This is a genomic window from Kitasatospora sp. NBC_01250 (assembly GCF_036226465.1).
Lineage (GTDB): Bacteria > Actinomycetota > Actinomycetes > Streptomycetales > Streptomycetaceae > Kitasatospora.
This window is the reverse complement of the sequence record NZ_CP108476.1, coordinates 2,656,846-2,670,644: the sequence shown is the minus strand read 5'-3', so window position 1 is coordinate 2,670,644 and position 13,799 is coordinate 2,656,846. Positions and strand designations below refer to the sequence as shown.

Annotated in this window: 3 protein-coding genes; 2 read left to right on the top strand and 1 reads right to left on the bottom strand. The window is 74.5% G+C overall.

The annotated features are described in order from the left end of the window. Positions 1-39: 39 nt before the first annotated feature. Entirely contained in the window at positions 40-2,961 is a 2,922-nt protein-coding gene (locus OG500_RS10915; RefSeq protein WP_329579189.1) for a helix-turn-helix transcriptional regulator, read from the bottom strand. A gap of 627 nt (positions 2,962-3,588) precedes the next feature. Here OG500_RS10915 and OG500_RS10910 point away from each other — a divergent pair. Beyond that, positions 3,589-9,021, top strand: coding sequence for a type I polyketide synthase (locus OG500_RS10910; RefSeq protein ID WP_329587489.1), 5,433 nt, complete (start codon positions 3,589-3,591; stop codon positions 9,019-9,021). After that, complete coding sequence (locus tag OG500_RS10905; RefSeq protein WP_329579185.1) at positions 9,021-13,784, top strand: type I polyketide synthase; 4,764 nt, start codon at positions 9,021-9,023, stop codon at positions 13,782-13,784. Before OG500_RS10910 ends, OG500_RS10905 begins: the two co-directional genes overlap by 1 nt. Positions 13,785-13,799 lie beyond the last annotated feature (15 nt).

Here is a 13,799-nt window from a genome sequence, read left to right as displayed (position 1 = left end):
ACGGCCGGACAGCCCCTCAACAAGATCTTCACGAGCCTCCTAGAGCGCCAACCGGCGCCAGAGCGGGGGGAGTTCCTTGGTGACCACGGGGTGCTGGCGGGGCCGGCGATCGCCGGCCGGCCGGTGCTTGGGCAGTGCGGGGATCTGGCGGTCCAGCAGCTTGGACGGCAGCTCGGTGCGGCTGGCGACGTTCAACTTCCGGTACACGCGGGTGAGGTGCTGCTCGACCGTGCTGACCGTCACATGGATGCGGCCGCTGATCTCACGGTTGGTGTATCCGAGCGCGGCCAGGACGGCGACCCGGCTCTCCGCGTCGCTGAGCAGCGAGGCGGAGTCGGCGACCGCGGGGGCCGCGGGGCCGGGGGAGGGGCTGGCCGGGGCGGCGGGCGAGGGGGCGACAGGCGCGTCGGTGGGCACCGGCTCGCTCTGCGGCAGCTCCTCGTCCGCCGGCTGCGGCTCGCCGTCGCCGGTCTCCTCGGCGGCCTGACGCGCCACCAGGCGGGCTCTGGCGTAGTCGCCCAGCTCGTAGTAGGTGGCGGACAGGTCGGCGAAGGCCAGCGCGAGTTCCAGCCGGTCGCCGCAGGTCTGCAGCAGGTCGATCGACTCGCGCAGCAGCGTGGTGCGGTGCCGCGGCTGGCTGGTGCCGGCCAGCACCCGCAGGGCGATCGCCCGCGAGCGGGTGCCCAGCGGGTGGCGCTGCCCGGCCTGCTCCTCCGCCAGCTCCTTGGCGATCCGGGTCTTGCCGATCTGCAGGTTGGCCTGGGCGAGGTCGGTGCGCCAGGGGACCAGCGGCTGCAGGTCGGGGTTGCGCTCGCGCATCAGGTGCCCGCAGGTCTCGAAGTCGTTCAGCGCGGCGAACGGCCGGTCGGTGGAGAGGTAGTGGTGTCCCCGGGCACGCAGGTACTGCACGCCGAAGACGGTGTTGAACATGCCGTCCGGCACCTTGCGCCGCAGCAGCTGTGTCGTGGCCTCGTGCCGGCCCAGGGCCGCGTTGGCGAAGATCGCCGTCGCCAGCGGCAGGCCGATCAGAACCCCCCAGGCCTGGGAGTTGAGCAGTTCGAGCGCCTCGGCGGCCTTGGCCGCCGCGGTGCCCGGATCACCCTGCAGCAGGGCGATCCGGGCCCGGACGCTGAGCAGCAGCGCCTGCCAGGTCGTCCAGCCGCGCCGCACGGAGTCGTTCAGCAGCGCCTCGCAGACCTCGATCGCGGTCTGGGCCTGGCCGGTGACGGCGATGACCAGCAGCGAGACGACCGTCAGTTCCAGTTTCAGGTCACTGACCTGGCCGCTCTGCAGGGCCTCGGTCACCTGCGACACCGACTCGGCGCTGATGTCTCCGCTGGCCAGCAGCGCCACCGTGGCCCACAGGGTGTTCACCTTGCCCGTGGTGGCCCGTTCCAGGGCGGCCATCTTGGCGAGGTCACCGCGGTGGCTGACCCGGGGCACGCCGTAGAAGCAGTGCCGGACGAACTCCACCTCGGCCAGCACATGGGCGTCGCCCGGGTCGAGCGAGGCGGCCAGCGCGGTCACCGCCTCGTCGGCGAGGCCGGTCTCGCCGTGCCAGAGCATGTGCCGCACCACGGTGGCCGCGTCCCGCGTGTCCAGTTCCCCGCCCACCACGCTCCGGTGGAGCGGTTGCAGGTGCGGGGTCACCGCGGCCGGGTTCACCCGCCACTCCGCCCGCGCCAGCGCGGTGGAGAGGGTGTGCCGCTCCTGCTCGTCGGTGGACTCGCGCAGGGCCAGGCGCAGGTAGCCGGTGGACTGTTCGACCTCGTCCGCGGCCAGCGCCTGTTCGGAGGCCAGCCGCAGCACCGACAGGCCCCAGGGCTCCTCGACCTGGCCCGCGGCCATGAGGTGGTTGGTCACCACGGGTGCGGGCGCCCCGTCCAGGTAGAGCAGCCGGGCGATCTCGCCGTGCAGCCGCGAGCGCTCACCGGGGGCGAGGTCGCTCAACACCGCGCTGGCGCCGGCGGGCAGGCGGAACCGGTAGCCGTCGAGCAGACCGATGGAGCCCAGCAGGTCGGCCACGACCTGCACGGCGTCGGGGCTGATCGACAGCAGCAGCGCGGCGGTCCGGGCGCCGGCGTGGTCGCCGAGCGCGGCCAGCGCCCTGGCGACGGAGAGGTGTCTCGGCTCGCCCCGGTAGAGGCAGGCCAGCACCGCCTGCCGGTAGGCGATGCCCGGGACGGGCTCACCGAGTTCGGTGCCGAACTGGGTGCCGTCGTCCAGCAGGGCGTGCACCAGCATGGGGTTCCCGCCGGTCACCTGGTGGTAGGTGGCGCTGAGTTCGGCGGGCAGCGCCCCGGTGGCCTGGGCGGCGAGCATCCGGGTCACGCCCTGCTCGGACAGCGGCGCCAGCCGGACCCGGTGGTGCGGCTGGCGGCTGAGCCCGTCGTGGATGAGCGGGTCCGCCAGCGCGGACTGCTCCCAGCCGGCGCAGACCACGATGATCCGCTTGTTCCTGATCCGCCGCAGGAGGTACAGCAGGGTCTGCAGGGACTGGGTGTCCAGAAGATGGGCGTCGTCGATCACGATGGCCACAGGACGCTCGTGTGCCAACTCCAGGACCGGTCCGGTCACCGCCTGGAGGAGGGTTTCCGGGGCGTATTGTGCGGCGCCGTGGTCCAGTCCAACCGATGCCGCCCGGTAACGGGTGCTTGATGCAGGGTTGACTCCGGCATCAGGCGATAACGAGCCCTCCAGGACTTCTGCCGAGAGCTCGCCGCTGTGCAGGAGTTCCCGGACGGCGCTCATCGGCCGGCGCCGCCCGCGCGCGCAGCCGCTGGCGGTCAGCAGCCGGGCACCGGCCTTGCCTGCGGCGTTCGCGAACTCGTGGAGCAGCTCGGTCTTGCCGATCCCCGGGCCGCCGGTGATGATGACAAGCTGTCCTGCTCCGGCGACGCACTCCGCGAATGCGTCGCGCAGGGTCTCAAGTTCTCGGTGGCGCTCGAATAGGCGCACCATGACCTCCCCCCGTGGCCAGGATTCCTGAAATGAATCCGCAAATGACTTTATCGGGGCAGCCCCGCCCCCACGGGTCCCCTGGAACACTATCTCCGCTGCGCGACGACGACCGGTGGTAACGTGGCAGCGAAATCCGCTCTACATCAAAAATTCATGCCCATGTCACAATGGAAATCGCCTTGCCCTTTCGGGCATTTCGCGTGGCGCGGGCGGCAGTGCTGGCGCTGTTGAATTCTCGGAACTGGTCCAGACCTCCCAGGGGCCGGGCGGGCTTGCCCGGAGTCCCCGGGGCGATCGTGGACTTGTGGCTGCTCAGAGGGGCTCTTCCCGTTCCCCAGAGCCAACTTGACGTTATGTTGGGGCTGCCAACGTTGTCAACATCGGTCTCGCTGGACGGTCCTCGGCGGCGGTCCCTGCAGGTCCGTCGATCGTGGCCGCCACGTCGGCGGCCCAATCGGCGGGTCATTCGGCGTGCTTCGGAAAGCGGCGGCGGGTCCACTCCAGGGGGCAGTAGGGGGATGACCCCGAGACCCCCTGCTCCCTAGCCTCACAAAGGCGGGGGCATGGACCGACGAGCCGGGATCCCGCGTTTCCGAAGGCTTCGATCCCGATCGGATGGCTGCGTTGGTGAACAACGAGGACCGACTGCTCGACTATCTCAGGCGAACCACTTCGGATCTGCGCGAGACGCGGCGCAGGCTGCGCGAGTCGGAGTACCGCGCGCACGAGCCGATCGCGATCGTGGGGATGGCCTGCCGGTACCCCGGAGGGGTCGCCACACCGGAGCACCTGTGGGACCTGGTGGCCGCCGGCGCCGACGCGGTGTCGGACTTCCCGGCCGACCGGGGCTGGGACGTCGAGTCGCTGTACGACCCCGACCCCGCGCGGGCGGGCAAGACCTACGCCCGGACCGGGGCCTTCCTGCACGAGGCCGCCGACTTCGACCCGGACTTCTTCGGCATCTCGCCGCGCGAGGCGCTGGCGATGGATCCGCAGCAGCGGCTGCTCCTGGAGACCTCCTACGAGGCCTTCGAGGACGCGGGCATCGTCCCCGCGGCGCTGCGCGGCTCCCGCACCGGCGTCTTCGTCGGCGTCATGTACAACGACTACGCGACCCGGCTGCTCTCGGTGCCGGACGACCTCGACGGCTATCTCGCCAACGGCAGTGCCGCCAGCGTCGCCTCGGGCCGGGTGGCCTACACCTTCGGCCTGGAAGGGCCCGCCGTCACCATCGACACGGCCTGCTCGTCCTCGCTGGTGGCGCTGCACTGGGCGGTGAAGGCGCTGCAGTCGGGCGAGTGCACGCTGGCGCTGGCGGGCGGTGTGACCGTGATGTCCACCCCCGAGACCTTCATCGACTTCAGCCGGCAGCGCGGGCTGGCCCCCGACGGCCGCTGCAAGGCCTTCGCCGAGGGTGCCGACGGCACCGGCTGGGGCGAGGGCGCGGGCATGCTGCTGGTCGAGCGGCTCTCCGACGCCCAGCGGCTCGGCCACCGGGTGCTGGCCGTGGTCAAGGGCAGCGCGATCAACTCCGACGGCGCCAGCAGCAGGCTCACCGCGCCCAACGGCCCCTCCCAGCAGCGGGTGATCAAGCAGGCGCTGGCGAGCGCCGGCGTCTCCCCGGCCGATGTCGACGTGGTCGAGGCGCACGGCACCGGGACCTCGCTGGGCGACCCGATCGAGGCCCAGGCCCTGCTCGCGGTGTACGGCCAGGACCGGCCCGAGGGCCGGCCGCTGTGGCTCGGCTCGATCAAGTCCAACCTCGGGCACACCCAGGCCGCCGCGGGCGTGGCGGGGGTGATCAAGATGGTGCAGGCGATGCGGCACGGCGAACTGCCCAGGACGCTGCACGTGGACCGCCCCTCCACCCAGGTGGACTGGACGGCGGGTGAGGTGCGGCTGCTGACCGAGGCCCAGGAGTGGCCCGAGAGCGGGCGGCCGCGGCGGGCGGCGGTCTCCTCGTTCGGGATCAGCGGCACCAATGCGCACGTGGTCCTCGAACAGGCCCCGGCGCTCGAAGCGCAGGCCCCTGAGGCGGACGGCGAACCGCAGGCCGCCGAGACGCAGGCCGAGACGCAGGCCGCCGACACCCCCGCGGTGGCCCCCGCGCCGCGGCTGGAGGCCGTCCCGTGGCTCCTGTCGGCGCGCACCCCCGAGGCGCTCGCCGAGCAGAAGCGCCGCCTGCGCGCCTGGGTCGAGGCCCGCCCCGGGCTGGACCCGGCCGAGGTGGCCTGGTCGCTGGCCTGCGCCCGCTCCTCCTGGGAGCACCGCGCGGTGGCCGTCGGCGGCTCCACCGGAGAACTGCTGGACGCCCTGGCCTCGGCCGCGGGCACCGTGGCCGGTCACGGGAAGCTGGCGTTCCTCTTCACCGGGCAGGGCTCGCAGCGCCTCGGCATGGGGCGGGAGCTGTACCGGGCGTTCCCGGTCTTCGCGGCCGCCTTCGACGAGGTAACCGCCCTGCTGGACCCGGAGTTGGAGATTCCGCTTGCCCGGGTGATCGAGGCGCAGCCGCAGCTGCTGAACCGCACCGACTACGCCCAGGCGGCGATCTTCGCCGTCGAGGTGGCGCTCTTCAGGCTGGTGGAGTCGCTGGGCGTGCGCCCCGACTACCTGGTCGGCCACTCGGTCGGCGAGCTGGCCGCCGCGCACGTCTCCGGCGTGCTGTCGCTGGAGGGCGCAGCCGCCCTGGTGCTGGCGCGCGGCGGCCTGATGAGCCGGCTGCCCGCGGGCGGCGCGATGGTGGCGATCCGGGCCACCGAGGCCGAGGTGCTGCCGCTGCTCGGCGAGCAGGTGGGCCTGGCCGCGGTCAACGGGCCGCGCTCGGTGGTGGTCTCGGGCGAGCAGGAGGCGGTGCTGGCGCTCGCCGCCCGGTTCGGGAAGAGCACCCGGCTGACCGTCTCGCACGCCTTCCACTCCCCGCTGATGGAGCCGATGCGGGAGGAGTTCGCCCTCGTCGCCAAGGCGCAGTCGTACGGCGCGCCGGCCATCCCGATCGTCTCCACCGTGACCGGCGCCCTGGCCGGCGCCGAGGAGCTCGGCTCGCCGGACTACTGGGTGGACCACGTCCGCCGGCCCGTGCGGTTCGAACCGGCCGTGCGCGCACTGGCGGCCCTGGGCGTGCGCAGGCTCCTGGAGCTGGGACCGGACGCGGTGCTGACCGCGATGGCGCAGGACTGCCTCGACGGTGACCCGGTGGCCGCCGCGACCATGCGCCGCGACTCGGCCGAGACGCGCGAGCTGCTGGGCGGCCTGGCCCGCCTGCACGCCGACGGCGTGCCGGTCGACTGGGCCGCGCTCTTCGAAGGCCGTCGCCCGAACCGGGTCGACCTGCCGCTCTACCCGTTCCAGCGCACCCGGCTCTGGCTGGAGGCCACCGCCGCCGGCGGCGACCCGAGCGGCCTCGGCCAGCTCCCCGTCGAGCACCCACTGCTGGCCGCGGCGAGCGAACTGCCCGACTCGGGCGGGCTGGTGCTGACCGGGCGGCTCTCCCGCTCCGCCCAGCCCTGGCTGGCCGACCACGCCGTGCACGGCACGGTGCTGCTGCCCGGTACGGCCCTGGTGGAGCTGGCGGTCCAGGCCGGCGACCGGGTCGGCTGCGCCCTGCTGGAGGAGTTGACGCTCCAGGCACCGCTGACCCTGCCGGAGCACGGCGCGGTGGCGGTGCAGGTCGCCGTCGGCGCCGAGGACGCCGGGCGGCGCACGGTCGCGGTGTACTCCCGGCCCGCCGACGCGCCGGACGCGCCGTGGAGCCGGAACGCCGGCGGCCTGCTCGCCGCCGCCGCCGAGGAGCCGCAGTTCGACCTGCGGGTCTGGCCGCCCGAGGGCGCCGAACCCATCGAGCTGGGCGAGCTCTACCCCAGGCTCACCGGGGTCGGCTACGGCTACGGCGAGGTGTTCCAGGGACTGCGCGCCGCGTGGCGGCGCGGCGAGGACCTGTTCGCCGAGGCCGCCCTGCCCGAGCGCGCCCGGAGCACGGCCGCCGCCTTCGGCCTGCACCCGGCGCTGCTGGACGCGGCCCTGCACGTCAACCTGCTCGACCTGGGTGACGGGCAGGCGGTGCTGCCGTTCAGCTGGGGCGGGGTCACCCTGCACGCCGGCGGGGCCGGTGAGGTGCGGCTGCAGGTCGCCAAGGCCGGCTCGGATGCGGTCTCGCTGGCGGTCGCGGACGGCACCGGCGCGCCGGTGGCCACCGTCCGCACCCTGGTGGCCCGCCCGGTCTCGGCGGGGCAGCTGGCCGCCGGACCGGGGGAGTCGCTCTTCCGTCTGGAGCTGGTCCCGCTCGACCCCGCCCCGGCCGAGGCCCTGCCCGCGGACGCCGTGGTCTGCGGCCCCGACGACCTCGGCCTCGGCGTGCCGGTCCACCCGGACCTGGCCTCGATCGAGGCAGCGCCGGGCCTGGTCGTGCTGCCGGCGGCCACCATCGCCGGTGAGGTGCCCGCGGCGGTGCACCGGAGTGTCGGCGACACCTTCGCCGTCCTGGGGGCCTTCCTGGCCGACCGGCGCTTCGACCACTCCCGGCTGGCGGTGGTGATCCGGGCCGATGAGCTCGCCCACGCGCCGCTGGCCGGATTGGTGCGGGCCGCCGAGGCGGAGAACCCCGGCCGCTTCCTGCTGGTGGACACCGACGGCGGCGCGGGCCTGGCCGCCGCGCTGGCCTGCGGCGAGCCCGAGGTCGCGGTGCGCGGGGGCGAGCTGTCGGTGCCCAGGCTCGCCAGGGCGAAGCCGGCGCAGCCGCCGCACTTCGACCCCGAGTCGTACGTGCTGATCACCGGCGGTCTCGGCGGCCTCGGGCAGCTGATCGCCCGTCACCTCGCGGGCGCCCACGGCGTGCGGCGGCTGCTGCTGACGGGTCGGCGGGGCGCGGACACCCCCGGCGCGGCCGAGCTGGCGGCCGAGCTCGAAGAGCTCGGGGCCGAGGTCGCGCTGGCGAGCTGTGACGCGGCCGACCGCGGTCAACTCACCGAGCTGCTGGCCCGCTACCCGGTCGGCGCCGTGGTGCACTCGGCCGGCGTGGTCGACAACGGGATGCTCGCCGCGCTCGGCCCCGAGCAGGTCGAGCGGGTGCTGCGGCCCAAGGTGGACGCCGCCTGGAACCTGCACGAACTCACGAAGGACCGCGAGCTCAGCGCCTTCGTGCTGTTCTCCTCCACCGCCGGTCTGCTGGTCGGCGGCGGCCAGTCCAACTACGCCGCCGCCAACGCCTTCCTGGACGGCCTCGCGGCCCACCGCCGGGCCGCCGGGCTGCCCGCCGTCTCGATGGCCTGGGGCCTGTGGTCCGAGGTCGGCGGCCTGGCCGACCAGGTGGACGCCGCCGACCTGGAGCGGATGCACCGGATGGGCCTGCCTCCGCTGCCCGCCGCCCAGGGCCTGGAGCTGTTCGACGCCGCCCTGGCCGCCGAGGACGCCCTCGTGGTGCCGATGCGCCTGGACGTCGCCGCGGTGCGCGCCAGGACCGACGGCGTCCCGACGCTGCTGCGCGGGCTGGTCCGCGGCGCCACGCGCCGCGCCGCCGGGTCCGCGGCCACCTCCCGCGCCGACGCGCAGAGCGGCTGGCGGGAGCGCCTGGCCCCGCTGCCGGACGCCGACCGCGACCAGCTGCTGCTGGAGCTGGTGCTCACCGGGGTGGCCGCCGTCCTCGGCCACGCCTCGGCCCAGGCGCTCGACCCCGACAAGGCGTTCCAGGAGATGGGCTTCGACTCGCTGGCGGCGGTCGAACTGCGCAACCTGCTCGGCGCGGCCACCGGCCTCTCGCTGCCCGCCACCCTGGTCTTCGACCAGCCGGCACCGGCCGTCCTGACCGCCTACCTCAAGGCCGAACTCGTCCCCGGCCCGGCCGACCAGGCCCGGCTGATGGTCGCCGAGGTCGACCGGCTCGAAGCCGCGCTGACCGCGCTGCCGGACCAGGACGGCTCACACGCCCGGATCACCGCGCGCCTCGAAGCGCTGTTGCGGACCTGGCGGGACACCCACAGCACGGGCGGCGAGGCGCTGGACGACTTCGACACCGCCACCGACGAAGAACTCTTTGCGACGATCGACAACGAATCTGGAGTCCAGTGATGGTAGACCCGGCCAACGTCGACAGGCTCCGCGACTACCTGAAGCGGGCCACCACCGAGCTGGAGCGCACCCGCCGCCGGGTGCGCGAGCTGGAGGAGCTCCACCGCGAGCCGATCGCGATCATCGGGATGGCCTGCCGCTACCCCGGCGGCATCCGCTCGCCCGAGGACCTCTGGCGGATCGTCAGCGAGGGCACCGACGTGGTCTCCGGCTTCCCGGTGGACCGCGGGTGGGACGTGGAGAACCTCTACGACCCCGAGGTCGGCGCGCCCGGCAAGAGCTACGTGCGCCACGGCGGCTTCCTGCACGACGCCGCCGAGTGCGACCCCGCGTTCTTCGGCATCAGCCCCAAGGACGCGCCGGGCACCGACCCGCAGCAGCGGATGCTGCTGGAGACCTCCTGGGAGGCGTTCGAGCGGGCCGGCATCGACCCGCAGTCGATGAAGGGCACCAGGACCGGCGTCTTCGTCGGCCTGATGCACCACGACTACGTGGGCGGCACCATCTCCGGCAGCATCGTCTCGGGCCGGATCGCCTACACGCTGGGCCTGGAGGGGCCCGCGGTCACCATGGACACCGCGTGCTCCGCCTCTCTGGTGGCCCTGCACCAGGCGACCCAGTCGCTGCGCCGCGGCGAGTGCGAGTTCGCCCTGGTGGGCGGCGCCGCGGTGATGGCCAGCCCCGAGATGTTCATCGAGTTCAGCGAGCGGCGGGCGCTGGCGGCCGACGGGCGCTGCAAGTCCTTCTCCGAGGACGCGGACGGCGCCGCCTGGTCCGAGGGCGCGGGCGTGCTGCTGGTGGAGCGCCTGTCGGACGCCCGGCGCAAGGGGCACCGGGTGCTCGCGGTGGTCCGGGGCAGCGCGATCAACCAGGACGGCGCCTCCAACGGCATGACCGCGCCCAGCGGGCCGGCCCAGATCCGGGTGATCCAGGCGGCGCTGGCCGACGCCCAGTTGTCGCCGAACCAGATCGACGTGGTGGAGGCGCACGGCACCGGCACCAAGCTCGGCGACCCGATCGAGGCCCAGGCGGTCATCGCCGCCTACGGGCAGAACCGGCCCGAGGGCCGGCCGATGTGGCTGGGCTCGATCAAGTCCAACATGGGCCACCCGCAGGCCGCCGCCGGCGTGGCGGGCGTGATCAAGATGGTCATGGCGATGCGCCACGGCGTGCTGCCCAAGTCGCTGCACTCCGAGCGCCGCACCTCCGCGGTGGACTGGTCGGCGGGCGACGTCGAGCTGCTGACCGAGGCCCGGACCTGGCAGACCCACGGCCAGCCGCGCCGCGCCGCCGTCTCGGGCTTCGGGATCAGCGGCACCAACGCGCACACCATCCTCGAAGAGGCCCCCATCGAGGAGGCGTCGGCCCAGGATGCGGCAGAGCAGGCGCCGCGCGCCGCCCTGCCGGCCGTGCCCTGGGTGCTCTCCGCGAAGACCGCGGAGGCGGTCAAGGACCAGGCGAACCGGCTGATCGCCGCGACCGAGGACCTCGATCCGCTCGACGTCGGCTTCTCGCTGGCCACCACCCGCGCCCTGCTCACCCACCGCGCCGCGGTGGTCGGCCGCGACCGCGCCGAACTGCTCGAGGGGCTGCACGCGCTGGCCGAGGGCCGGGAGCTGCCGCAGGTCGCCGCCGGCCCCGGCAAGCTCGCCGTGGTCTTCTCCGGCCAGGGCTCCCAGCGCCCCGGGATGGGACGCGAACTGCTGGAGGGCTTCCCCGAGTTCGCCCGCGCCTTCGACGAGATCTGCGCCGAGTTCGACCAGCACCTGGAGCGCCCGCTGCGCGAGGTGGTGCTGGACACCGAGTCCGAGCTGCTGAACCAGACCGTCTTCACCCAGGCCGGGCTGTTCGCCTTCGAGGTCGCGCTCTACCGCCTGCTGGAGTCCTGGGGCATCCGCCCCGACCTGCTCGGCGGGCACTCGATCGGCGAGGTGGTCGCCGCCCACGTCGCCGGTGTGCTCTCGCTGAGCGACGCCGTCACCCTGGTGGCCGCGCGCGGCCGGCTGATGCAGGCGCTGCCCACCGGCGGCGCGATGGTCGCGATCCGGGCGAGCGAGGCCGAGGTCGCCCCGCTGCTCACCGAGGGCGCCGACCTCGCCGCGGTCAACGGCGAGCGCGCGGTGGTCGTCTCGGGCGACGAGGAGGCGGTGCTCGCGGTGGCCGCCCGGTTCGAGAAGACCACCAGGCTGAAGGTCTCGCACGCGTTCCACTCGCACCGGATGGACGGCATGCTGGAGTCCTTCCGGGCCGTGCTCGACACGCTGGAGTTCCACCAGCCGCGGCTGCCGGTCGTGTCCAACCTGACCGGATCGCTCGCCGACGAGCTGACCTCGCCCGACTACTGGGTGCGCCACGTGCGCGAGGCCGTCCGGTTCCACGACGGCGTGCGCACGCTGGCCGCCGAGGGCGTCACCCGGCTGCTGGAGGTGGGCCCCGACTCGGTGCTCACCGGGATGTCCCAGGACATCGTGGCCGAGGTGGTCGCCACCCAGCGCCGCGACCGGGGCGAGGCCGGGGCGCTGCTGACGGCGCTCGGCCGGCTGCACGTCAGCGGCCTGAGCCCCGACTGGTCGGCGCTGTTCACCGGCGCCCGCGTGGTGGACCTGCCGACCTACCCCTTCCGGCGTGACCGGCACTGGGAGAACGCCCCCTCCATCACGGCGGCCAGTGCCCCGGGCCGGGCCGGCGACGAGGGCGCCGAGTTCTGGGAGCTGGTCCGGGAGCAGGACGTGGCCGCGGTCGCCGCCACCCTCGGCGTGGACGACCAGGCCCCGGTGGCCGCGCTCGTCCCGGCACTGGCCTCCTGGTACGACCAGCGGCAGGCCAACGCCACCGTGGACGGCTGGCGCTACCGCGTCGGCTGGCGGATGCTGCCCGGCTCCGAGGACCGCACCGCCGCGTTCCGCTGGCTGGCCGTGGTCTCCGAGGCGCTGGCCCAGGACCCGTGGGTCGAGGCCGCGCTGGCCGCGCTGCGCGAGCGCGGCCACCAGGTCGAGCTGCTGGCCGTGCCCGCGGCCGCGCAGCAGCGCACCGCCCTGGCCGCACTGCTCGACGGCCGCGGTGCGGTGGACGGCGTGCTCTCCCTGCTGGCGCTCGACACCCGGGCGGCCGTGACCGCCGCGCTGGTCCAGGCGCTCGGCGACACCGGGATCGCGGCGAAGCTGTGGGCCGTCACCCGGGACGCGATGGCCCACGAGTCCTCGGCTCGCCCGAGCGGCTTCGCCCAGGCCGAGGTCTGGGGCCTGGGCCGGGTGGCCGCGCTGGAGCACCCCGAGCGCTGGGGCGGTCTGCTCGACCTGCCCGCCGAGCCCGGCCCGCTCACCCTGGCCCGACTCGCCACCGCGCTCACCGCCTACGGCGACGAGGACCAGCTGGTGCTGCGCGAGTCCGGCCTGTTCGCCCGCCGCCTGGAGCACGCGCCGGTGCGGCCCGGTACCCCGTGGCAGCCCACCGGCACGGTGCTGGTCACCGGCGCCACCGGCGCGGTCGGCGCCCGGGTGGCGAACTGGCTGGCCGAGCAGGGCGCCGAGCACCTGCTGCTCACCAGCCGCCGCGGCGAGGCGGCGCCCGGCGCCGCCGAACTGCAGCAGGAGCTGGCCGCGACCGGCACCAAGGCCACCTTCGCCGCCTGCGACGCGGCCGACCGCGAGAGCCTGGCCGCGCTGCTGGCCACCGTCCCGGCCGAGCACCCGCTGACCGCCGTGATCCACCTGGCGGGCGTGCTCGACGACGGCGTGCTGGACGCGCTCACCCCCGAGCGCTTCGCCACGGTGCTGCGGCCCAAGGCACAGGCCGCCCTGAACCTGCACGAGCTCACCGCGGAGCTGGACCTGTCGGCGTTCGTCCTCTTCTCCTCGCTCACCGCCACCGTCGGCGGCGCCGGGCAGGCCAACTACGCGGCGGCCAACGCCTTCCTGGACGCGCTGGCCGAGTACCGGCGCGGCGAGGGCCTGGCGGCCTCCTCGATCGCCTGGGGCCTGTGGGGCGGCGGCGGCATGGCCGACCACGGCGCCGTGCGGGACGCGGGCCGCAGCCTCGGCATCTCCGCCATGGACCCCGACCGGGCGCTGACCGCGCTGCGCCGGGCGCTGGAGGGCGGCGAGACCACGCTGACCGTGGCCGACGTGGACTGGACCCGGTTCGCGCCCGCCTTCGGCGCCGCCCGGCCCAGCCCCCTGCTGGCCGACCTGCCCGAGGTCCAGGGCCTGGCGGCCGGCGGCGGTGACAACGCGGTCCCCGACGGCTTCGCCCAGAAGCTGGCCGGCCTGACCGGCGGCGAGCGCAAGCGCGCCCTGGTGGACCTGGTCTGCACCCAGGCCGCCACCGTGCTCGGCTACGGCGCGGCCGGCGGGATCGAGCCCAGCACCGCCTTCCGCGACCTCGGCTTCGACTCGCTGACCTCGGTGGACCTGCGCAACCGGCTCAGCACCGCCGCCGGGGTGGCCCTGCCGGCCACGCTGATCTTCGACTACGCAACGCCCGCCGCGCTGGCCGAGCACCTCGGCAGCGAGCTGGGCGAGGGCACAGGCGGCTCCTCGGCCGACGCACTGCTGGCCGAACTCGACCGGCTGGAGGCCGCGTTCGGCGACCTGAAGGTCGAGGAGATCGAGCAGGGCCGGTTCACCGCCCGCCTGCAGGCGATGCTCAACGGGCTGACCGAGACGCTGTCCGCCGCCGGCGGCGAGTCGGTCGCGGGCCGGCTGGAGAACGCCTCCGCCGACGACATCTTCGCCTTCATCGACAACGAGCTCGGCACGGCGTGACGACGTGACTGAGAG

Excerpts from the sequence above, each read along its gene's own strand:
- OG500_RS10915 (WP_329579189.1), bottom strand. The coding sequence starts at position 2,961 with ATGGTGCGCCTATTCGAGCGCCACCGAGAACTTGAGACCCTGCGCGAC.
- OG500_RS10905 (WP_329579185.1), top strand. The coding sequence starts at position 9,021 with ATGGTAGACCCGGCCAACGTCGACAGGCTCCGCGACTACCTGAAGCGG.